The sequence below is a fragment of the Marinomonas sp. AWM4_232 genome (genome assembly GCF_056158325.1).
In genome coordinates, this window is sequence record NZ_JBSWTA010000001.1 from 578,308 (window position 1) to 600,950 (window position 22,643).

The 22,643-nt window shown below is 45.1% G+C and carries 25 protein-coding genes; 3 read left to right on the plus strand and 22 right to left on the minus strand.

Annotated elements, in window-relative coordinates; all coding sequences use genetic code 11:
* Window positions 1–22: 22 nt before the first annotated feature.
* Complete coding sequence (locus tag ACXAC1_RS02760; protein WP_475058492.1) at window positions 23–352, minus strand: hypothetical protein; 330 nt, start codon at window positions 350–352, stop codon at window positions 23–25.
* A 104-nt stretch (window positions 353–456) separates the two neighbouring features.
* Between ACXAC1_RS02760 and cysE the strand changes: the two genes are divergently transcribed.
* Window positions 457–1,275 carry a serine O-acetyltransferase gene (gene cysE / locus ACXAC1_RS02765; protein ID WP_410174236.1) on the plus strand — a complete coding sequence of 273 codons (819 nt, stop codon included), beginning with the start codon at window positions 457–459 and terminating at the stop codon, window positions 1,273–1,275.
* A gap of 76 nt (window positions 1,276–1,351) precedes the next feature.
* Here cysE and ACXAC1_RS02770 read toward each other — a convergent pair whose 3' ends face one another.
* From ACXAC1_RS02770 to ccmA, 12 genes are all read right to left on the minus strand, one after another.
* Window positions 1,352–1,585 (minus strand): YheU family protein, encoded by a 234-nt coding sequence (locus tag ACXAC1_RS02770; RefSeq protein ID WP_133562656.1) that lies wholly within the window; start codon window positions 1,583–1,585, stop codon window positions 1,352–1,354.
* Window position 1,586: 1 nt separating this feature from the next.
* Entirely contained in the window at window positions 1,587–3,629 is a 2,043-nt protein-coding gene (ligA, locus tag ACXAC1_RS02775; RefSeq protein WP_475058494.1) for an NAD-dependent DNA ligase LigA, read from the minus strand.
* Window positions 3,630–3,695: 66 nt separating this feature from the next.
* The gene (gene zipA, locus ACXAC1_RS02780; protein WP_475058496.1) at window positions 3,696–4,709 is read right to left on the minus strand and encodes a cell division protein ZipA; all 1,014 of its coding nucleotides are present in this window, start codon (window positions 4,707–4,709) and stop codon (window positions 3,696–3,698) included.
* A gap of 77 nt (window positions 4,710–4,786) precedes the next feature.
* Window positions 4,787–5,965, minus strand: a complete 1,179-nt coding sequence (gene ccmI / locus ACXAC1_RS02785) for a c-type cytochrome biogenesis protein CcmI (RefSeq protein ID WP_475058499.1) — start codon at window positions 5,963–5,965, stop codon at window positions 4,787–4,789.
* A 2-nt stretch (window positions 5,966–5,967) separates the two neighbouring features.
* On the minus strand, window positions 5,968–6,381 hold the full coding sequence (locus ACXAC1_RS02790) for a cytochrome c-type biogenesis protein (RefSeq protein WP_475058502.1): 414 nt from the start codon (window positions 6,379–6,381) through the stop codon (window positions 5,968–5,970).
* Window positions 6,378–6,887: a DsbE family thiol:disulfide interchange protein gene (locus ACXAC1_RS02795; protein ID WP_475058504.1), complete on the minus strand. Its 510-nt coding sequence runs from the start codon at window positions 6,885–6,887 to the stop codon at window positions 6,378–6,380. Before ACXAC1_RS02795 ends, ACXAC1_RS02790 begins: the two co-directional genes overlap by 4 nt.
* 1 nt (window position 6,888) lies before the next feature.
* Window positions 6,889–8,826 (minus strand): heme lyase CcmF/NrfE family subunit, encoded by a 1,938-nt coding sequence (locus ACXAC1_RS02800; protein ID WP_475063772.1) that lies wholly within the window; start codon window positions 8,824–8,826, stop codon window positions 6,889–6,891.
* A gap of 15 nt (window positions 8,827–8,841) precedes the next feature.
* A complete protein-coding gene (ccmE, locus tag ACXAC1_RS02805) occupies window positions 8,842–9,273 on the minus strand; it encodes a cytochrome c maturation protein CcmE (protein ID WP_475058507.1) in 432 nt (143 codons plus the stop codon).
* The gene (gene ccmD / locus ACXAC1_RS02810) at window positions 9,274–9,450 is read right to left on the minus strand and encodes a heme exporter protein CcmD (RefSeq protein WP_133562642.1); all 177 of its coding nucleotides are present in this window, start codon (window positions 9,448–9,450) and stop codon (window positions 9,274–9,276) included.
* Window positions 9,440–10,186, minus strand: coding sequence for a heme ABC transporter permease (locus ACXAC1_RS02815; protein ID WP_475058509.1), 747 nt, complete (start codon window positions 10,184–10,186; stop codon window positions 9,440–9,442). Before ACXAC1_RS02815 ends, ccmD begins: the two co-directional genes overlap by 11 nt.
* Window positions 10,186–10,848 carry a heme exporter protein CcmB gene (gene ccmB / locus ACXAC1_RS02820; RefSeq protein ID WP_475058512.1) on the minus strand — a complete coding sequence of 221 codons (663 nt, stop codon included), beginning with the start codon at window positions 10,846–10,848 and terminating at the stop codon, window positions 10,186–10,188. Before ccmB ends, ACXAC1_RS02815 begins: the two co-directional genes overlap by 1 nt.
* The gene (ccmA, locus tag ACXAC1_RS02825) at window positions 10,845–11,447 is read right to left on the minus strand and encodes a cytochrome c biogenesis heme-transporting ATPase CcmA (protein ID WP_475058515.1); all 603 of its coding nucleotides are present in this window, start codon (window positions 11,445–11,447) and stop codon (window positions 10,845–10,847) included. Before ccmA ends, ccmB begins: the two co-directional genes overlap by 4 nt.
* A 117-nt stretch (window positions 11,448–11,564) precedes the next feature.
* Between ccmA and ACXAC1_RS02830 the strand changes: the two genes are divergently transcribed.
* Complete coding sequence (locus tag ACXAC1_RS02830; protein ID WP_475058518.1) at window positions 11,565–13,466, plus strand: flagellar hook-length control protein FliK; 1,902 nt, start codon at window positions 11,565–11,567, stop codon at window positions 13,464–13,466.
* Window positions 13,467–13,742 carry an EscU/YscU/HrcU family type III secretion system export apparatus switch protein gene (locus ACXAC1_RS02835; RefSeq protein WP_475058521.1) on the plus strand — a complete coding sequence of 92 codons (276 nt, stop codon included), beginning with the start codon at window positions 13,467–13,469 and terminating at the stop codon, window positions 13,740–13,742.
* Here the strand turns inward: ACXAC1_RS02835 and ACXAC1_RS02840 are convergent.
* The 9 genes from ACXAC1_RS02840 to ACXAC1_RS02880 form a co-directional block, all read right to left on the minus strand.
* Window positions 13,739–14,155: a DUF2802 domain-containing protein gene (locus ACXAC1_RS02840; RefSeq protein ID WP_475058523.1), complete on the minus strand. Its 417-nt coding sequence runs from the start codon at window positions 14,153–14,155 to the stop codon at window positions 13,739–13,741. The genes ACXAC1_RS02835 and ACXAC1_RS02840 overlap by 4 nt on opposite strands.
* A gap of 27 nt (window positions 14,156–14,182) precedes the next feature.
* Complete coding sequence (locus tag ACXAC1_RS02845) at window positions 14,183–14,677, minus strand: chemotaxis protein CheW (protein WP_475058526.1); 495 nt, start codon at window positions 14,675–14,677, stop codon at window positions 14,183–14,185.
* 16 nt (window positions 14,678–14,693) lie between these two features.
* Complete coding sequence (locus ACXAC1_RS02850; protein WP_475058528.1) at window positions 14,694–16,001, minus strand: chemotaxis protein CheW; 1,308 nt, start codon at window positions 15,999–16,001, stop codon at window positions 14,694–14,696.
* A gap of 2 nt (window positions 16,002–16,003) precedes the next feature.
* Entirely contained in the window at window positions 16,004–16,777 is a 774-nt protein-coding gene (locus tag ACXAC1_RS02855) for a ParA family protein (protein ID WP_475058530.1), read from the minus strand.
* Window positions 16,778–16,846: 69 nt separating this feature from the next.
* Window positions 16,847–17,662, minus strand: coding sequence for a flagellar motor protein MotB (locus ACXAC1_RS02860; protein WP_475058533.1), 816 nt, complete (start codon window positions 17,660–17,662; stop codon window positions 16,847–16,849).
* The gene (locus ACXAC1_RS02865; protein WP_475058535.1) at window positions 17,655–18,392 is read right to left on the minus strand and encodes a flagellar motor protein; all 738 of its coding nucleotides are present in this window, start codon (window positions 18,390–18,392) and stop codon (window positions 17,655–17,657) included. The genes ACXAC1_RS02860 and ACXAC1_RS02865 overlap by 8 nt, the downstream gene beginning before the upstream one ends.
* Window positions 18,392–19,462, minus strand: coding sequence for a protein-glutamate methylesterase/protein-glutamine glutaminase (locus tag ACXAC1_RS02870; protein WP_475058537.1), 1,071 nt, complete (start codon window positions 19,460–19,462; stop codon window positions 18,392–18,394). The genes ACXAC1_RS02865 and ACXAC1_RS02870 overlap by 1 nt, the downstream gene beginning before the upstream one ends.
* A gap of 21 nt (window positions 19,463–19,483) precedes the next feature.
* A complete protein-coding gene (locus ACXAC1_RS02875) occupies window positions 19,484–21,826 on the minus strand; it encodes a chemotaxis protein CheA (RefSeq protein ID WP_475058539.1) in 2,343 nt (780 codons plus the stop codon).
* 15 nt (window positions 21,827–21,841) lie between these two features.
* On the minus strand, window positions 21,842–22,636 hold the full coding sequence (locus ACXAC1_RS02880; protein ID WP_475058541.1) for a protein phosphatase CheZ: 795 nt from the start codon (window positions 22,634–22,636) through the stop codon (window positions 21,842–21,844).
* Window positions 22,637–22,643 lie beyond the last annotated feature (7 nt).

Sequence of the window (22,643 nt, forward strand, 5' to 3'; positions counted from 1 at the left end):
CCTCACCTCTCTAGCCTGCAACTTAGATTTCAAATAAGTCGCAAGCGCTCGGAATCAAATCATCAAGCCGTTTGAATGTTTTAGGTCGATATACAATACTGGCCATCTGCGGGTGCATAGCTCGGAGCTTATCACTTAATTGAGCGACTCCCAGATTTATCGGCTCGTAAGGATATATATGATCTTGCATGCTAAGTTTATGCAATTCATCTAATTCATCCTGTAACATCGACTTCATTGAGAAAAATAAATCTTTGTTGTTAATGTCATTTGTTTCCCAATATGCATCAGACAAAGCGCTATTAAGTTCGTAAAATATATGTAACGCATCAGATACGGTTTTTTGACTCATAGTGTCTCCATAAAGCGAGCATTCTGTTTACATTCAACCTTGTATTGGTAGATGCTACCCCCATAACCACACTCTAGCCACGAAAACATGTAGGTAAATTGATTTTGAGTAACACAATCCAATCTGACGTGACCTTTGACAACTTGTGGCCATCGTTGCAAGCTGAAGCTGAAAAACTAGCACAAGATGAACCCATTTTGGCAAGTTATTTCAACACAACCATTCTTCGACATGACTCACTAAGCTCTGCCCTAAGCTTCCTATTAGCCAGTAAACTGGACAGCATTTCCATTCCAGCTATGGTACTACGAGAAGTCTTTCAAGAAGCTATGGCGGATCCTAAATCAAAGATTGTCGAATGCATGGCGCAGGACATTTTATCCATCAAAGAGCGTGACGCAGCCTGCGATTGCCTGACAACACCGTTACTATTCTTCAAAGGATTCCATGCCTTACAAACCTACCGTGTGGCGAACTGGTTGTGGAAAGAAGGACGTGAAAGTTTAGCCCTTTATTTGCAGGGCCAAATGTCGATGACCTTTGGTGTCGATATTCATCCAGCGGCAAAGATTGGCTGCGGCGTGATGCTGGACCATGCGTCAGGGCTCGTTGTCGGTGAGACCTGCGTGATTGAAGACAATGTTTCTATCCTTCAATCCGTGACCTTAGGGGGTACCGGTAAAGAAACCGGCGATCGCCATCCAAAAATTCGCTCAGGTGTGCTAATCGGTGCTGGGGCCAAAATTCTTGGCAATATTGAAGTTGGCGAAGGAGCTAAAGTCGGCGCAAACAGTGTTGTACTAGAGCCTGTCGCGCCGCATACCACTGTCGCTGGTGTGCCAGCCAAAGTGGTTGGTCGCAACAAAGAAATGGAGCCATCACGAGAAATGGATCACACTATCCGAAGCTGCATTCGAGAGTGATTACTTACTACGCTGGTTATTAAAACAGAAATGGGCTTCCTAGAAGCCCATTTTTATTAGCTGTCTAACATGACTCTTAATCGTAACGTTGCTGCAGCGCACTTTTAGACACCAACTGTATGGTTTCACTTTCCGTATCAAACAATAGCACGGCATCGCCAGACTTTAAGGCTCGTAGCGCCTGCTCTCGTTTCTGATCAAGGGACAGATCGTAATCGCCATAATCAGTACCATCCCGTGAAACAATGTCACTTAACACATTGTCTAGGGTTTCTGGTGCTAACGACTCAAAAGGAATAAGAGTGTCCAACTTAAACTGCTCCCAAATCTAGCAACATTTGATGCAGCGCTTCTTCATCCATAACAGGCACATCAAGAGACCGTGCTTTTGCCAGCTTAGATCCAGCTTTCTCACCGGCGACAAGGCAATCCGTTTTCCCTGAAACAGAGCCGCTCACTTTAGCACCCAGTTTGATCAGTGTATCTTTCACCTCATCCCGTGAATATCGGCTGAGAGTGCCGGTTACAACATAGGTTTTTCCTGCAAGCGGTTGCTCGTCTGCATCGGCATCGGCTTTTTGCGCCACTTGCCAAGTAATACCCTGTGCCAGTAAACCTTTGACGGTGGCAACGTTATCTTCTTGATCGAAGAACATACGAATATGCTGGGCTACAATCGGCCCAACATCCTCCACTTCAATCAAATCCGCTTCCGTAGCGACCATCAATTTGTCTAATTCACCGAAGTATTGTGTCAAAGTACGTGCCGTCGCTTCCCCGACTTCACGAATACCCAGCGCGTATACGAAACGGTTAAACAAGGTTTGCTTAGACTGCTCAATGGCATTCAGCAATTTCTCAACAGACTTGTCGCCCATTCGTTCCATCGCAAGCAAACGCGCTGGTTTGTCTTTCAATAGGTAGATATCGACTGGCGTCGTGACCAGCTTGGCATCCACCAATTGTTCAATCAACTTATCCCCAAGACCATCGATATCCATCGCTTTACGCGACACGAAGTGCTTCAGACGTTCTTTTAATTGAGCACCACAGACCAAGCCTCCCGTACAGCGCTGCACAGCTTCCCCCTCAACACGCTCAACATCAGAGTCACAAACAGGACATTGGGTTGGGAAGGATACTTCCTGAGCATCGTCTGGACGACGCTCTTCAAGGACTTGTACTACCTGTGGGATAACATCTCCGGCACGACGAATCACGACCCAGTCATTAATTTTGACTCCTAGACGCTCGATTTCATCCTGATTATGGAGCGTTGCATTAGAGACGGTAACACCGCCTACGAAGGTAGGCTGCAAACGTGCGACCGGTGTTATAGCCCCCGTTCGACCAACTTGAAAATCTACTCCCAAGATTTGCGTTACTTCTTCTTGTGCTGGAAATTTACGAGCAATGGCCCAGCGAGGCGCTCGCGCCACGAAACCAAGCTGTTTCTGCTGTGCAATACTGTCGACTTTATACACAATGCCATCAATATCGTAACTTAGCTCGTCTCTCTGCGAGGCCAACTTAGTGTAGTAATCAAGGCAACCTTGCACGCCCTCCACTCGAGCCATCAGACTGTTAGTCTTAAAGCCCCATTCGGCCAGTTGCAACAAACCTTCATAATGGCTTTCAGGTTGCTGCCAACCTTCCGCATAACCAATACTGTAGGCACATAACACCAATGGTCGAGAAGCGGTAACTTTAGGGTCTAGCTGACGCAAGCTGCCTGCCGCCGCATTACGTGGGTTTACAAAGGTCTTCTCGCCTTTTTCCGCGGCATTCTGGTTAAGCTTTTCAAAACCTGCTTTGGGCATGTAGATTTCGCCACGCACTTCAAGTACTGGCGGGGGATTATCGGTACGCAGCTTAAGCGGCACAGAGTAAATGGTTTTTATGTTTGAAGTAATGTCTTCTCCGGTCAAACCATCGCCTCGCGTCACACCTCTGACCAGTTGTCCATCTTCGTATCGAATACTAATCGCTAGACCGTCCAATTTAGGTTCGCAACAGTAAGTGATCTGAGCAGCGTTAGCCAACTTACGCACTCGCTCATCGAAGTCCACCATACTGTCGTCATCAAAGGCATTATCAAGTGACAACATTGGTACAGTGTGCTCCACGGAGGCAAAGCCATTGTCAGGCTTTTCACCGACACGTTGGGTTGGCGAATCCTGTTGTACCCATTCAGGATGAAGCGCTTCCATTTTTTGCAATTCCTGATAACAACGATCGTACTCAGCATCAGGCACCATGGGTGCATCTTGAACATGGTAGGCGTAACTGTAGTCGTTTAGTGTTTTGGTTAACGCTTGAATGTCTTCCAAGGAGAAGGCTTGCTTGTCGCTCATAGTGCTCTCGAACAAATACAGATAAAAGAATCAAGGCTCCGAAAGGAGCCTTGTCTAGCAGATAGGTTAGGATTGACGTGCTTTTTTAGTGAGCTGCCTACGCTCGAAATCTTTGATACGCTGACGACAATGAGCAATGGTTTGCTCAGTCATCGGAGCTCGGCGTTCATCACGAAGCTCGCCACCTAAGTTACGAACCAACGCTTGGGCTGTTTCCAACATGAAATCAAACGCCTTCATGCTGTTCTTAGGTCCCGGTAAACCCATGAAGAAGCTGACTCCAGGACAATCTGTTTCACCCATAGTATCCAGATCAAAAGTGCCTGGTTCGATCGCATTCGCCATGGAGAATTGTATTTTTCCTTTATCAAAACCTTCTTCATGACGATGGAAGATATCCATCTCACCGTAGCGCATACCACAGTTAAGCACTAACTGCAGTAACTCCATGCCAGCAAATGAGTGATCTTGGGGTGAAAACACATTGATAACTATCACCTCTTCAATTTCTGCCTCTTCATCTTCAGCAATAGGTTCATCTGAAACAGGGGACATCTGAGAGGCCTGGTCTAAGTCGACACTTGAATAACTACGCTCTAAATCAACTTCTTCTAATTCTTGCTCAGAAGAATTTCCTTGAGCATCGTAGCCAACGTCTAGCTCATCGTAACCGCTGTAAAGCACATCATCGTAATCTTTATCTGCCTTGATAGATGAAGCTTCTTCAGGGCTATCAAAACGCTCAGGTACAAGAGACACTAATTCATCTAACTCAAACTGATCATTACGGTCTAACTCTGGACCCGAATCAACTTTATGAGGTAAATCTGTTAGTGGCGCACGCGCAGTTTTTCTAGCATTTTCAAAGGCATTCTTAACTGGATCTACTGACTCAACTGGTCTAGCACCACCATTTGGCAACTCTCTTTTGAGCAATGCTTCTCGACGGCGCTGTTCAGGGTCATCATAATTTTCATCATCAGGTATCGCCACTGATTGAGATTTTCGATAACGGCGATAGCCATCAATTAATATGCCAATAATAATGATAATACCAATTAAAATTAGCCACTCACGCAAGCTAAAATCCATTATAAAAAGTCCGCTTTAGATCAATAAATTACCCGTATTATCAGTCGAAGCGAGATTGGTTTCAATTATAAGGACACTTTGACCTTAAAAATCTTATCGCTACGGCTAGGAACGGACAGCAATTGACCAACTATTTCACCTTGGCTTAAGTCTTGAACTGACTTAGAAGCACGCTTAACAACGATATCCACGCTAGAAACATCCGCAAGCGTTTTACCTGGCATTAAATTATCAATATTGGTTAACACTAGCGGTGCATCAAACTCTTGGGCTGAGATGCGTTGAATAGCAACAGGCATCGCTTGATCTTGAGCTCTAGCGTAAACCAGATAGACATCTTCAGGGCTTACTACACCTTGGACAACATCTAATTTCAACTGTAACCGATGAGTGATCAGAACAGGAACCTGCTCCTCAGTAATTCCACCTTGTTTACGGGCTGCCGCTATTCCTGACAATAAGTCGAAACGTTCCTGTCGATCCGTGCCAAGCCGTATCGCTTTTTGCCAAGTCAGGATAGCATCACGATAATGCCCTCCATCGAAATCAATAATGCCCTGTAAACCCAAGGCTTTCACATTATTAGGAGCGCTGACTAACACCTCCGCCACCACTTCTCGCATCGGTTGAGAGACCGTATTATGATTGGCATAGAACATAGCCTGAGCCAGTTCCACCTGAACATTAATACGATCGGCTGAAGCCTCATCCAACTTTTGCAGTACCATTCGGTAAGAAGCTATCGCGGCGGGATAATCTTGAGCCAACACTTGCTCACTGGCTAGATAATACCAATCCTCAGCTCGGTCATAACGCGCTACTCGATAGTTTAGAAATGTAGAGATATCCTCATCGTTAGCACTTTGATTCAGCATTTTTTGAGTAAAGCGTACATCAGGAGCAAATCCCAAACGCTCGTACAGGGTAAAAGCACCCACGATAATAATCGCAACCATGGCAGCCAGCAGTACACGCGCCCAACGCACTTTTCTATTCAAAGCTAGCGCGCCATGTTCTTGGATGTATTCCGCCTCACTTATTACATCTTGCTGAAGCTGAGCTGCTTCATGGGCGGTCAAGCGTCCAGAAGCTAGCTCTTCGTCGACCTCTTGTTGACGAATTTTTAAGAAACTCTGCCCTGCATCGTCTTTTGGATCATCTTGACGCTGACGCAAAATTGTACGAAAAACATAGAGCAAGCACAGTACAGTGACTGCGATCATTATGATCCAAGCAGGCGTCATAATTAAGAATCCTTATTAATTCGACGTTGGTTTTTCACCATCACTAACACAAAAATAACCGCTCCTATCAACAGCAACGCAAATGGGCCATACCATAAAATCGCAGTACTTTGATCATGTACTGGGCGATAGAGAACAAATTCACCGTACCGGGCCACCATGTACTCAACGATCTCTTCGCTGGTTTGACCCTCATTGATCATGGTGTAAATCTGATTTCTCAGGTCAATAGCAATACCAGCATTAGAGTCTTCCAAGTTTTGGTTTTGACACTTAGGACAACGAAGCTCTTCGGTTAACAGACGAAACCGCTGCTGATCTTCTGTGGATTTAAATTCCAATACTTCCGTCGCATAGGATGTGCTGACACACAGCCCTATCAAGGTTATGAGTCCCAGCCAAAAACATCGTGTCATTGCATATACTCTTTTAAGGTCTGCCAAACTTCAGGATCAACAACACCTTGGTGTCGATATAAAACAGTGCCTTCTGCACTGACGACAAATGTTTCAGGAGCACCAGTGATCCCCATATCCACACCAAAATGCCCCATTTCATCCAGCAATACTAAGGAGTATGGGTTTCCTTTTTCAGCCAACCATTTCTTGGCCGCAGGAGTCTCGTCTTTGTAATCCACCCCAACAATATTGACTCCTTGCTGGGCAAGTTCCCCTAGATAAGCGTGCTCAGCACTGCATGAAGGACACCATGTTGCCCAGAAATTCAATAAATAAGGTTCACTTGGCATTGCTGTATTATCCACAACAGCGTCCGTGTCCATATTGATCAGCTTAAATTCCGGCATTGGCTTACCAATCAAAGCAGAAGGCATGTACTGCGTGTCTTTTCCCAACTGTTGATAAAACACGACACCTAAGGCGACAAAGGCAATAAATGGAATAAAAAAAAGTAGTTTCTTCACGTTAATCTCCTGTCTTGCGGCGGTAACGTTTGTCCCAAGCGGCTAACAAGCCGCCGGCCATCATCAGTAGACCACCTAGCCAAATCCAGCGAACAAAGGATTTGACGTAAATTCGAACTCCCCAAGCACCGTCTTCTAATCGCTCACCGAGAGAAATATAGAGATCACGAGTAAAGCCTGGGTTCAGTGCTGCTTCTGTCATCATCTGCTGACGAGCTTGGTATAAGCGTTTCTGCGGCAGCATTTGTGCTATGTTTTTTCCATCCTTAAAGACGTTGATCACTCCCGTATCAGCCGTATAGTTGGGACCTTCGACATGGCGAGTCCCTAAAAATTCAAAATCGTAGTCAGCGACGGTCACCCGATCACCAGGCACCATACGGACAATCGTTTCAGTGCTATTCATGCTAACAAAGATGACACCAATAAGACTGACAGCCACACCAATATGGGCAAGCTGCATACCATAATAGTGTCGCGGCAATTTACATGCCCGTTGCCATAATGATTGGCGAGCAGTGATCACTTTGTCTAACCAATCTCTTACACACATCAAAACTAGCCACAATGCAATGGCAAAGCTGAGCCACAAAAAGGCATCAAACTCATGGAACGTAAACACCAAAGCGGATAAAGCAATCGCTAATAATGCAGGCAGCCAAGCCATACGCCATAACAAAGCACCCTTTGTGTTATGCCATTTCGATAGTGGTGCAATCCCCATAAACACAATCAACAACAACGCAATCGGACTAAACACGGCATTGAAATAAGGTGCGCCGACAGAAATTTTCCCAAGATTAAAAGCATCGAAGATAAGTGGGTATAGCGTTCCTAATAGAACCGTTAGCGTTAAAATAGTGAGCAATATGTTATTGATCAAAAGCCATGATTCACGGCCAGTCACGCCAAAGCTCACTTTTGACTTCACCTGAGAGGCTCTTAAGGCGTACAGGAGTAAACTACTCCCGATAATGACCACCAACAGAGCAAGGATAAAAACACCGCGAGTTGGATCTGAGGCAAACGCATGCACCGATGTTAGAACACCAGAACGAACAAGGAATGTACCCAGCAGCGATAGACTAAAGGTGAAAATAGCCAAAAGCACGGTCCAGCTTTTGAACACGCCGCGCTTTTCAGTCACCGCTAAAGAGTGGATCAATGCGGTGCCAGCCAGCCATGGCATCAACGAAGCGTTTTCTACTGGATCCCAGAACCACCAACCTCCCCAACCAAGCTCGTAATACGCCCACCAACTGCCCAGAGCAATCCCGAGGGTTAAGAAAGCCCATGATACATTCGTCCAAGGACGTGCCCAACGAGCCCAAGAAGCATTCAAATTGCCTGTAATCAGCGCGGCAATTGCAAACGCAAACGCAACAGAAAAACCAACGTAGCCCATGTAAAGCATCGGTGGATGGATAATCAGACCGATATCTTGCAGTAAAGGATTTAGATCGACACCATCCATTGGCTGATCAGGCAACAATCGGATGAAAGGTGAGGAGGTAAACAAAATAAAGGCCAAGAACCCTGTTGCTACAACCCCCAGGACACTCAGCACCACAGGCCCTGTGCTATTTGGCAGGGAGTCACTTTTTACGGCTAGCCACGACGCCCACAAAGTCAGAATGGTTATCCAAAGTAATAGAGAGCCTTCGTGCCCCCCCCATACTGCGCTAATTTTGTACCAAACTGGTAATAGACTGTTTGAGTGCTGGCTGACGTATAAAACTGAAAAATCATCTTGGGCAAAGGCGATCGCCAAGATCACAAAGCTGGCACAGGTCAGAGCGGTCATCACATATGTCAGAGGCTTGGCGCTCGCAAGTAAAATCGCATTGCGCATAGCGTAGCCCGACATTGGTAAAACAGCTAAGCCCAACGCAAACATCATGGCAAGAATCAAAAAGTAATGCCCAATTTCAGGAAGCATGATCATAATGAATCCTTACTCTGCTTTGGCTTTTTCTAGGGCATCGGTCACTTCGGGAGGCATGTATTCCTCATCGTGTTTTGCCAAGACTTCACTTGCAATTAAAACGCCACGCTCATCTAATTTACCTTGCGCAACGATTCCCTGCCCTTCACGGAATAAGTCAGGCAGAATGCCCGTGTATTCAATCAGCACACTGTGCTTGTAATCCGTCACCATAAAGGCAACGTCTAAGCTTGAGCTATCGCGCTTCACACTGCCGTCGACCACCATACCGCCAGCTCGGATCGTGACATTGAGAGGTGCTTCCCCTGCTGCAATCTGCGAAGGGGAATAAAATAAATTGATATTCTGAGACAAAGCGTACATGACTAAGCCAATTGCAGCAGACAATACAACTAAGATGACAGATATAGTAATCACGCGCTTTTTTCGAACTGGATGCATTTAACGGCTCTGCTCCCTTTGAATTCGTTTCTTTAATTGCTTACGTAGCTGCTTCCTATGGAGGCGAGTTGTCACCAGCAACCCGACTAACAAAAGCATACTGATGCCATACGTAGACCAGACATAAAGTCCATGCTTGCCCATTTCCCAAAAGTCAGACCAAGACTCAAACGCCATGATTCAACACCTCTTTCTTCACCCAGTTCGCTTTTCGCTCTCGAAGCAACACTTCGTTTTGCATGCGCCACATAGCCACGCCCGCAGCAAAAAAATAGAGGCCTAATGCCGAGAACAAGAGTGGTAGCCACATTTCCATTGGCATAGAAGGTTTTTCCGTCAACTTAAAGGTGGCTGGCTGATGCAATGTATTCCACCACTCTACTGAATACTTGATGATCGGGAGGTTGATGACCCCCACTAAGCTCACTACGGCAACCGCTTTATCTGCAAAAGCTGGGTCATCTAATGCGTTCTGAATGGCGATGACGCCCATATACAACAAGAACAAAACCAGAACAGAGGTCAAGCGCGCGTCCCACACCCACCAAGTCCCCCACGTAGGTTTGCCCCAAATAGCACCAGATAATAAAGCGATAAACGCCATCACTGCCCCAACGGGTGCGACAGCCTTAATGAACACTGGAGCCAGCTTCATTTGCCACACCAATGCCACAAATCCCGCTATACCCATTCCCAGGTAGCAACTTTGCGCCAAAACTGCGACCGGGACATGAATGTAAATAATTCTAAAACTGTTGCCTTGCTGGTAATCAGCCGGAGCAAACATTAGCCCCCAAATGATACCTATGGCCATAAGGGCAAGCCCAAGGTATACACAGCGCCCTCCCCAGTTCGATGCCCATTGGTAAAACCATTTAGGTGAGCCAAGCTTATGAAACCATGTCCAATTCATTAATTAACACTCGCTCTAATTGAAATCGCTGCCATTATGGGTGACAGTGCCAACGCAACCAGTGATATGGCCGCAAGAATGGCTAATTGACCGCTGTAATTCATATCTAATTGAGCAGCACGCACCGCTCCTGTTGCAAAAATAATGACCGGAATATAAAGCGGCAATATCAGCAACAACATCAACACAGCACCGCGGCGTAAAGAAACGGTTAAGGCTGCGCCAATAGAACCAATAAAAAATAACGCTGGCGTACCTAATAGTATTGACGCCATCACCACCCACAACGCGCTGAAAGGCAAGAACAGCATTTGCGCCAGCAAGGGTAAAACAATCAATAAAGGCACAATGACCATTAACCATTGCACTAACACTTTTAAGAACACTAAATAGGTAATAGAAAGACCACTGGTTAACCATTGCTCTAGTGAGCCATCGTTAAAGTCCTCTTTGTACATACCTTCTACTGCCATCAACACAGATAATGCCGTTGCGCACCAAATAATGCCGCCAGCGGCTGGCGCTAAAAACTCGGAGCTTGGATCAACGCCCAAAGGAAACAAAATAATCACCATGACAAAAAACAGTAAGGCATTTAGCGTATCCTGCTTCCGTCGTAATAATGACAGCCACTCGGCTTTAAAAAACGATCGGTAATTCATAGTGTTAACTCAACCGTCTTCGGTGATAGATGCAACAATGGCTGATGAGTGGTAATGACAATTGCACCACCATTTTTTAAATGTGTTCCCATACACAGCTCTAATGCTTCCACCCCTTTCACATCTAAGGCGGTAAAAGGTTCATCGAGAAACCACAACGCTTTATCGGTTAGCCAAAGTCTGGCTAAGGCAATCCGTCGTTTCTGCCCAGCAGAGAGCTGCGCGGCGGGCGTATCTGCAAACGCCTGCAACTGAACATGAGCAAGTGCTTGCTCTAATGCCACCTCACTCGCCTCAGGGCAGTACAGCTTTAAATTCTCTAATGCTGTAAACACTGACTTAATGCCCGGAGTATGACCTAGGTAAAGCTGGTTCTGTAACAATACATCTCTATGCAAAGTTACATCTTCACCATTAAACTCTAACTCCCCCTCTTCGAGCCTAACCCAACCAAGAATCGCTTTAATCAAAGAACTTTTGCCAGCGCCATTCTCTCCAGCAATACGCACTAACTCGCCGCTTCGGACTGAAAAAGACAAATCACGACATAGGTCTCGCTCACCACGCTCGATCCAGAGATTAGTCACTTGCAAATTCACTGATTTCTGCAAAAGAAATACTCGCATTGGCCGTTAAAAGAGTTAGAGCAAGGCTCTAAATTGGCGCCTATTATAAAATATATTTCTAGCTTTTCAGAAAGAAAGGGTGGTGAAAGCATGATCACGGACATAAATTCGCTTGTTTCTGGTCAAGGAAAAGCCTCAACGGAACAATCTTCCTCGACGGCAAGCCTTGGCAACTTGGCAAAACTGAGTAGCGAATTAAAGTTGATTAATGGTTTAAACTCCATTCAGATCACATCCGTACGTAATGCACAAACGCCAAATGGTACACAGCAACTTATTGGGGTTTCTAGTCCAAACAGCCAACAACAGTTCACCCTTGTTAACAACCAACCAAGCCCTGCGTTTCAAGCGGGTGACAAAGGCACATTGTCGGTATCAGCCAACCAAGCCACTCTCACCGTACCAACACCGCAATCATCTACTTCAACGTCAGCACAAACAGTTAGCAATAACCGTGTCGGCTATAACACTGGTCAACAAGCGACACTAAGCTTGAATCAAAGCTCAGCCCAAACTGCACAGACCTCCTCTGCTAACGTTCATTCGAGTAACACAACACTGATAAGTTCCAGTAGCACTCAAGCAACAACCAACAACGCTTCTTCAGCCAGCCAAGGAGCTGTGAGTCAAAATACATCAGTACAGCAAGCTCAAACCATTGCACAAGTGGCTATAGCAAGTCGTCCGATTACACTAACGGTGATTAGTAGTGACGCCATCACTCTGCCACAACAGGGAACTTCCAATAACAATACGGCTTCGGCTAAAACGATTAATGCTCCATCTTCAATTAGTCAACCAGTCGCTACCGCAAACACTACTGTGACACCATCTCGACAAGATGGGGCTAGTAACACTCAACAAAGCAATGTACAGCCAACGCCTTCCGTCGCCGCTACAAAACCAAATACACCAAACAATTTACCCAACGCATCAGTCATACCAGCCACACCGTCAAATACGACTAATAACGCTATCACAGCGCCAACGGCACAACCCGCAGCGGCAAACTTTAGTGCCATTGTTTCTGATGGAAATGAACAATTTAAGTTAACAACTCAACACCCCTTAACGCCGGGGGAAAAGCTGACGGTTGTGGTTGATAAGCAAGGGCAAATGCAATTTCTTCCTCCTGAGAAAACAAACGCTCCCCCTGTTACGCTTAGCGATGGTTTGAGGCAAAGCATGCCGAAACAAATTACGGCACAGGAGTTGGTTTCGATGGTGCGACAACTGCACACACTTTCCCAGAGCGGTGCCGCGCTACCTGAGAAAGTGGCGACAGCCCTTGATCAACTCGTAAAGCAGCTGCCGAATTTACAAACACTGACGCAGACAAGTGAAGGCGTTAAGCAAGCTATTCTAAGCTCTGGTCTATTTAGTGAGAGCAACCTAGCGAAAAGCACGAATCTCACAACGGACTTCAAGTTAAATTTATCTCGCTTAGAAGGTGCGTCGGTAGAGGCCTCCAAGCAAGCTGCTCCCTCAGTCGGAACAACAACCAGTTCACAACAAGCCATGCAACTGGTAACAGGAGCTATTGAGAGAATCACGACAAGTCAGGTCCGCCATCTAATTGAGAACGCCCAACAAGATGGCTCAGTACTTCCATTAAGTGTTGAAATACCAATTAAAGACGGGCGCACTACCTCTATTGTGAATTTAAAAATCGATCAAGATAAATCAGATAAAGACAACAATATTGAGCCACACAAAAGACGCTGGCTTGTGCAATTAAAGTTTGATTTTGAAGAAACAGGGCGCTTCGAGGCAAGAGCCAGTGTGCAAGATAAAAAAGTAGGTGTTATTTTCGCAGTAGAAGACCCAAGTACTGAAAAAATCATTCGTGAGCGGCTTGACGAATTGCGCACTAACCTTAGAAATAAACATGTCGAAATCGAAACCCTCGACTGCTTCCGCGCAACATTACAGGATAAACCAAACCAGTATAAAGAAGACAAGCCTCAGCGCTTAATTGATGTGAGAACTTAAATGACCAAACCTTCAACACAAAAGGCTGTTGCCTTGAAATACGACTTTCAGAGCGCGCCAAAAGTAACGGCCAAAGGTACTGGGTATTTGGCCGAACAAATCATGCGTGTTGCCGAAGAAAACGATGTTTTATTACACAAGAGCCCAGAATTGGTTGAAGTACTCTCTACCTTAGAACTCGGAGATGAAATTCCAGAAACCTTGTATTTGGCGGTTGCTGAGATTATTGCCTTTTCACATTCGCTAAAAGGCAATAATGACCTGACACAACCTTAATAAGGCTGACTGGAATTAGGGTTTCGACGGGACTCTTTTTTCAGCAAGCTGATTAATTCTGCCTCGGCACGAATCAGACCACACTTTGACACCAAGTCATCGACGGTCGCACCCATCTCAAGCAACTCCATTGCTCGATTATAGGAAACACTACTCCCATCTTTAGAGATCAGCTCAGACTGTCGTTCAACGGCAATATTCAATCGCTTCTCGATCGCAACAAGACGACGCCCCATGCCAATCGAGCCTGAAGCCAAGACTTGAACCTGTTTTTTTTGAGCTTGCTCTGCTTCATGAACTGAGCGTTCAAACTTTTTCAATTTTCTTGATAGACGAAATGCCCAAAACGCTAATGCTAAAAGCAATATAAACTGTAGCACTAACAATAAATTAAAAATCCATTGAGATTCCATCAATCGCCTTCTGACACATTATCAAATTTATAAGGAACCAATTTCGCTCCACTCGTCTTCTGATAACATTTTATCTAAATCCACTAAAATCAACAAAGTATCATTCTTATGACAAACACCTTGAATAAACTTAGAAGACTCATCGTTACCAACACTTGGTGACACTTCAATTTCAGACTGTCTTAAGTACACGACTTCTGATACGGCATCCACCAAAATACCTATCACATGTCCTTCAACTTCAACAATCATAATGCGTGTTGAATCAGTTATCTCACCTGACATCAGACCAAAGCGCTGACAGGTATCGATTACGGTTACAACGGTCCCACGCAAATGGATAATGCCTAATACAAAGGTAGGAGCTCCTGGTACCGGCGCAATTTCAGAATAACGTAGAACCTCTTTCACTTGCATAACATTGATGCCGTAAATTTCATTCTCAAGGCGGAATGTTACCCACTGCAGCATTGGATCATCGTTTTCTTTTACTTCTTTTTTCAAAGCAACACTTGTCGACATCGCAACCTCCGCAAGTCTAATCTTTTAAATGTTTACGAAAACCATTCTCAGGATCTTCGAGTAATTCAATAAATCCCTGTACATCTAATATAGCGCACATATGATCAATTACTGTACCTGCCAACCATGGACGTCGACTTCTATCTGAGCGCCACTTTACTTGAGAAGGTTCTAAAGAAATCGCTTCCGCCACTTTTTCACAGGCAAGACCCCAGTCAGAGCGATCTAACTGGATAACAAATTTGAAATGGTCTTTAAGCTCACCTTCATAGTGGTCTGGCATAACCCATCTAGCTGTATCCACAGTACGAAGATTACCCTCTCCGACGTTAGCCATCCCCATAAACCATTTTGGTTGGCCAAATATTTCAGTCAACTTATCTTCGTGTGATTGATAGATCCCACCTAACTCAACTAACGGAACCGCCATTTTTAAGCCCCCCACATAAAATAGAAGACATTCAAAACGACTTTTGGCCCATGGCAATGGCTCTGTCTTAGAAACATATTTCGAGGGCTGAGGCTCCTCTGCAGCCGTCACAAGAGCACTATCTGTTAGTTCTGGTTCTGGTTCTGGTTCTGGTTCTGGTTCTGCTAAGGCTGCCTCCTCTAAATCAATTAAAGAAGCCTCATTCACCTTAATATCCTGTTCTGCCTGAGCTTCATGTTCTGCTACTTCAGCAAAGGCCTTTTCAAGGTCAAACTCTTCCTCAGTCTCAGTCTCAGTCTCAGTCTCAGTCTCAGTCTCAGTCTCAGTCTCAGTCTCAGTCTCAGTCTCAGTCTCAGTCTCAGTCTCAGTCTCAGTCTCAGTCTCAGTCTCAGTCTCAGTCTCAGTCTCAGAGGATTCTGGCTGTTCTTCTATCGACGCAAGATTTGCTTCAATGTCCCAGGTATTTAAAGTCGGTGAAGACGCTACAGTTGGCTCATACTCAGCCTGAAGTGTTTGAATGGCTGTTTCAAAATCAGCGAAGGAAGCATCCAACGCAGAATAGTCCAACTCATCATTAGTCGTTGCCTCGATGTTGTAGGACGTCTCATCAAAAGCCTCACTAGAAGTTAATGGTTGTTCTACCAACTCTTCTTGGTCACTTTCATCAACAGCATCAATATTGAGAATTTCAGCCTCAATTTCCAGCTCAACATCTGCTACTTCAGTCTTTTCTAAACTTGCAGCTTCAAGCTCAGCACTCTCCTGTTCAGCACCTACAGCCGAGGAAGACTCTGTGGGAAATGTAGTCTCCTGAAGGAGCTCATTCAGATAACTTTGAAGAGCCTGCTGAGGTCCATTCAATGTCTGGTCTTTGGTTTTCGTATCTTTCATCATGATTAACCGGATGGATTTAGCAATGTATCCATCAAACTGGAGTACGCCTTAACACCACGTGCATTAGCATCGAGAGCAGAAGGAGCCACTCCGGCAGTACTTGCATCGCGAAGTTTGGTGTCCACAGGAATCACTGAGTGCCACACAGCTTCTTCATACAGTTCCTTCAAATTCCGCAAACTTTTGTTAGACGCTTGAGTTCGACGATCATATAACGTCGGTACAATCGTGTAAGGAACAGGTCGCTTACGAGCTCTGTTAATCATAGTCAGAGTTCTAATCATTCGCTCCAAACCTTTGATAGCAAGAAACTCCGTTTGCACGGGTATAACAAGCTGCTGACAAGCTGCCAGCGCATTAATCATTAACACCCCTAATACTGGCGGGCTATCGATCAGAACATAATCGTAGTCATCCCAAAGAATAGCCAAGGTTTTCGAGATGACTAATCCCATACCACCTTGGGCCTGTGCATGCCTCTCAAGCGTAGCGAGTGCTGTCGATGCAGGCATAAGTGAAAGGTTTGGATGGCCGGTCTCTAGGATTAAAGAGCGCGGCAACTCTTCGGGGATTTTTCCCGCAACTTGGAATAGATCGTAAGCACTGTGTTCAATCGAGTCAGGATCAAAGCGAAAATAGCTAGTTAAGGAGCCATGTGGATCCAAATCTATCATCAGTACACGATGGCCAGCATCTGCTAATAACCCAGATAAACTCACCACGGTTGTGGTTTTACCCACGCCCCCTTTTTGATTCGCCACCGCCCAAATGTGCACACCGACCCCTTAGTTGCCATGCAAGAAATTTACTTATTTATCTACGCTTTAATCATATACATTTACGGACTAGTTAAACAAGTAATCGTAAAGGTTATCACCTCTGCGTTTACTGATTTTTAACGTTACGCGACGGTTTTGTTCTCGTGCAAAATCATTCGTATTTCTGACTTGAGGATTTTCACTGGAAAACCCTACGGGTGCTAACAACTTAGGATCAATGCCTCGATAAACCAATTCATCCACTACCGAAGCGGCTCGCAAACTAGACAAATGCCAGTTAGAGGGGATTCGAGATGAGTTAATTGGCATGTCATCAGTATTACCCAGTACCATAATTGGAGCAGGATAAGAACGTAAAATATTAGACACTACGATTAATAAAGCAACCGCTTCATTGGTTAGCTCAAAATCACCTTTGCCAAACACTAAGGCTGCTTTCATATCTAAGGTAATCCAATTGACATCTTCAGTAATAGACACCTGCCCATCAGATTGCAAGGTAGGAAACTGCGTATTGATAGACTGACTCAACGCATCATATAGTGGGCTCCTGCCCTCTACTTCCCCAGGCTGATTATCTGCTTCCGACTCGTCTTGAGGAACCACTTCTAGTAAACGCTCACTTTCAGGTTGCCCAAGCACAGGCTCCCCTACATTTATCGGTTTAATGGATTTTTGTACTGCATCAAAAACACCGTTCAGCGTTTCACTAAGCACTTTCTCATCCCCCGCATCCTTTAAAGTGATAGAGTATAACGCTACAAAGAAAGCAAATAAGAGAGTAATGAAATCCGCATAAGATAGAACCCAACGGTCATGATGAGGTGCTTCCTGGTCTCTACCTCTTCGCTTCGAACGACGTCTACGAGACCTTTCACTCATAGCCGCTTAGCTCCAAATCTAAACGTTGTGGGTGCTTTCCTGTAGCTATTCCGTGAATACCATCAATAAACATCTGGTTATTTAAAAGTTCTTGGTCTGCATAGCGGTATAACTTCCTAGAAATCGGGAACACAACTAAGTTCGCAAAACCTTGTCCGTACAATGTCGAAACAAACGCTACAGCAATACCATGACCTAATGCCTCTGGGCTGTCTAGATTCGCCATTGCTTGTATCAACCCTAGAACGGACCCCATAATACCAAGAGTAGGGGCATAGCCTCCAATCGATTCTAGGAAGGCAATACAATGACCACGCTTCTCACGAATCCTTTCAGCTTCATCATGAAGTCGTTCATAAAGAAGCTCAGGATCAGCACCGTCCACAGCCATTTGCAAAGCACGTATAGCGAAGTCATTATTTAACGCTTTAACATCATTTTCGAGAGCAATGACTGAAAATCTCCTGGCTTTATGAGCAAGAAGATTGATGGTTTGACGATTACCGGATAAATCAAATATGGGAGGAAGAATAGACCATTTTAATAGCCTTAGCGCAGCTATCGACTCAGTTAGAGTACTCTGAGCCAGTGTAGCTCCGAGACTTCCAACAATGACAATAATTGCCGAAGGAAGGTTAATGAGCAGGACTATCTCCCCTCCGCCAAGCCAATTAGCAAGAAAAACTGAAGCAAAAGCAACCACCAAACCTGCCAGCGTCAGCAAATCCACTAACCCACCTCTTTAACGATACGCTCACCAATATGATCAAGATGAATCACATCATCAGCCAAGTCTGCTTTTTCTACTGCTTGCGGCATACCATAAATAACACAGGAATCTTCACTCTGAATCCATACTCTTGAACCAGAATTTTTTAACATGCGAGCACCTTCTCGACCGTCAGCTCCCATTCCTGTCATAACAATCGATAATACTTTTCCAGGGTAGCACTTAGACGCAGAACCAAAGGTGACATCAACAGATGGTTTATAGTTTAAACGCTCATCACCTTCCAGGATTCGAACGCAACCCCCATTACGAGGATCAACCATCATTTGCTTTCCACCAGGAGCCAGTAAAGCCACACCAGGAATAAGCTTATCGCCATCCTCAGCTTCTTTAACCTTTATATGACAAATATTATTCAGTCGATCAGCAAAAGCATGAGTAAAAGCAGCAGGCATATGCTGCACCAGCACGAGGGGGACAGGGAAATTTTTAGGCAGTTTTGATAACACTGCTTGCAATGCCATTGGACCTCCAGTTGAGGTACCTATTGCAACGAGGCTCACTTTCTTACGAGCTCTAGGAATAATGACACCACGATCATTGTCCACTACTATAGGGCGCGGAGCGACCTTTGTTGCAGCCCGAGCGACAGGTTTAGCATTCCCCCCTAATCGAGTACGTGCAACCGTAAGCACTCGATCAACTAATGCATGCTTTACCACCGCAGAATCTCGAGAGATGTCCTCAAAGTTCTTCGGCATAAAGTCGACAGCACCCGCCTCTAGCGCATCTAACGTTACCCTCGCCCCTTCATGGGTCAGAGAAGAGAACATCAAAACAGGCGTGGGTTTGCGCTTCATGATCTCTGATACAGCAGAAATGCCATCTAGAACAGGCATTTCATAGTCCATCGTCACCACATCAGGAGATAATGCAGCCACTTTATCAACTGCTTCTTTACCATTGTTAGCCGTACCAACCACTTGTAGTCTTGGGTCGGCACTGAAAATCTCAACCAATCGACGGCGGAAGAACCCCGAATCATCAACGACCAGCACCTTCACTGGCATAATAAAACTCCTGTAACCAGACTAGCGCGAAGCATACGATTTAAGCATGCTTGGTACATCAAGGATGATGGCAATTCGTCCATCGCCGGTAATTGTGGCGCCCGCCATACCCGGGGTACCTTGCAGCATCCGACCAAGCGGCTTGATCACCACCTCTTCTTGACCCACAAGCTGATCAACGACAAAACCAACCTCATTCATGCCAACCTGTACGACAACAACATGGGCTTCAGCTGGCTTCTCATCAAATGCTGCACCTTTGATCAACCAGTTCTTAAGATGGAATATCGGTAAAGTCTTACCGCGTATTACGACCACTTGCTGCCCATCAACGACATTTGTTTTCTTAAGGTTTAAGTGGAAAATTTCATTCACACTCACTAAGGGGAAAGCAAATGCTTGGTCGTTAAGCATGACCATAAGCGTCGGCATAATAGCTAGGGTTAGCGGAACTTTGATACTAAAACGCGAGCCTTGCCCTAACACTGACTTAATATCGAGGGTACCATTGAGTTGTGAAATTTTAGTTTTCACAACATCCATACCTACACCACGTCCTGACACATCAGTAATCTCTACTTTTGTAGAGAAACCCGGTGCAAAGATTAAATTAAACGCTTCTTCATCAGATAAACGCTCGGCAGTATCCGTATCCATCAAGCCTTTTTCAACGGCCTTACGACGCAAGACATCAGCATCCATACCGGCACCATCGTCATCAATAGACAATAGAATATGATCGCCTTCTTGCTCGGCTGATAGGATGACGTGACCTACACGAGGTTTGCCTTTTGCTTCACGCACATCGGGTGCTTCGATACCATGGTCAACTGAGTTTCGCACTAAGTGAACCAATGGATCGGCAAGGGCTTCAACCAAGTTTTTATCCAAGTCGGTATCTTCACCGCGGAGCTCAAGGTTCACTTCTTTTTTCAAGTTACGAGCAAGGTCTCGTACAACACGAGGGAAACGACCAAATACTTTTTTGATCGGTTGCATGCGTGTCTTCATTACAGCATTTTGCAAATCCCCCGTCACAACATCCAAGTTTGCAACAGCTTTCCCCATTGACTCATCATCACTTTGTAAGCCAAGTCGAACTAAACGGTTTCTCACTAGAACCAACTCACCCACCATGTTCATGATGTCATCAAGTCGTTTAGTGTCTACACGAACTGTAGTTTCTTGTACTACGGGGGCATTCTGAGACTTTTCTTTGCTTTCCGGTTCTGAATCCGGTTTAGGTTTAGGCGCAGCTGGTTTTTTGGGCGCTGGCTTAGCTTTCGGCTTCGGCTTAGAAGCTTTCTTCTCCGGCTGCTCAGCTTTCGCAGCAGGTTCTGGCTTAGCTTGCTCTTTTACAGGCTCTTGCTCCTCATTTGCGTTGTTAGGCCCTTGGCCTTTACCATGCAAACTATCAAGCAGTTGCTCAAACTCATCTTCCGTAATTAAGTCAGACTCTGCTGAACTAGGCTCTTGAGGCGTTTCAGCTTTGTCATCAGCTTTGACTGATTCATCTTTTGAAGGTTCTTCATCGCTAACACCAGGTGCAGCACTACCATGAAGCTGATCAAGCAATGCCTCGAATTCATCTTCTGTGATATCATCTGATTCAGGTTCACTTGAAGACACAGGAGCAGGCTCTTTATCGGCAGATGAGCCCTTTTCCATTCCTGGAGCGCTACTGCCATGCAACTGATCTAACAGGGCGTCAAACTCATCTTCGGTAATATCATCCGAATCAGGCTCTGAACTATTAGCTTCAGCTTCTTTGTCTGCTCCATCAGAGGAACCTAATGCGCTTAGGAGAGATTCAAACTCATCATCTGAAATGTCATCATGTGATTCTGAAGCATTTTCTGGAGATGCCTGAGATTCTATCTCAGGGCCGCTTGCTGCAACAGTTTCCTCTTCGATAGACTCTTGCTCAGTCTCATCTTCTTCATCATACTCTTCTTCACCTTCTTCATCATCGGAAGGTGGCTTAGCATAATAACTAAGAGATTCAATAATTTGAGGATCTGCAGGCTCTGGTTCACCACCAGCTCTGACGGTTTCGAACATTTCATTCACAGCATCTAGCGCTTGCAGCACTACATCCATTAACTCAGAGTCAACTTTTCGCTGGTGATTGCGCAGAATATCGAATACGTTTTCTGCATAGTGACAGCAATCAACTAGGGCTGTCAGTTGAAGGAAGCCCGCTCCACCTTTAACTGTGTGGAAGCCACGAAAGATAGCGTTAAGTAATGCCGTATCTTCTGGGTTCTGCTCCAAATCTACCAATTGCTCTGAGAGCTGTTCCAGGATTTCTCCAGCTTCTACTAAAAAATCCTGTAGAATTTCTTCATCGACTTCGAAACTCATCCGCCGCAGCTCCTCTTAAAAACCAAGACTCGATAGAAGGTCATCAACTTCATCTTGGTTATTCAGTACTTCAGGGTTATCATTTTTATTGATTGCTGGCCCGTGACCACGGTCGTCATCACGCTCTTTAGTTTCTGACTCGTGTTCCATACCAGAAATACTGTCTACGCGACCCGCTACCGATACAAGATGAACTAATCGCTCCTCTACGTCACGTATCAGTTCGTTAACTCGTGTAATAACTTGTCCAGTTAGGTCTTGATAACCCTGTTCAAGTAAAATTGTGTTTAGATTAGTATGTAAGGTTGTTGCACTTTCATCCGTATACTTCAAAAACACATCAATCCGCTTATATAAATCACGGAACTCTTGAGGTGTTAAATCTCGTTTTATTAAACGATTCCAATCTTTATGTAATTCTCTTGCTTGCATTTGCAGCTCGCTGGCTACAGGAACACTACTATCGACCATATCCATAGTTTTGTTAGCGGCCGAACTGGTCATTTCGATAACATAGTTCAATCTATCAGAAGCATCAGTTATTCGCGAACTAGCATCTTCCTCGGAGACTCCACCCTGGATCATCATATCCATTGAGTCGATCTGAAAATCTCGAATCGCATCATGCAAACTGCGGGTCAAATAACCCACCTCGTTATAAAAGCTTTTGTGGCGAGCCTCACTTAATTCTTGGATGATCTTTATTGCACCACTAAAGTCTCCAACTTCGAGCTTATTTAGCAGATCAACAGCGCCGTCTTTCACAACCGTCTCGAACTCACCCATTTTTGACTCGTTTTCAATAGACATTTACAAC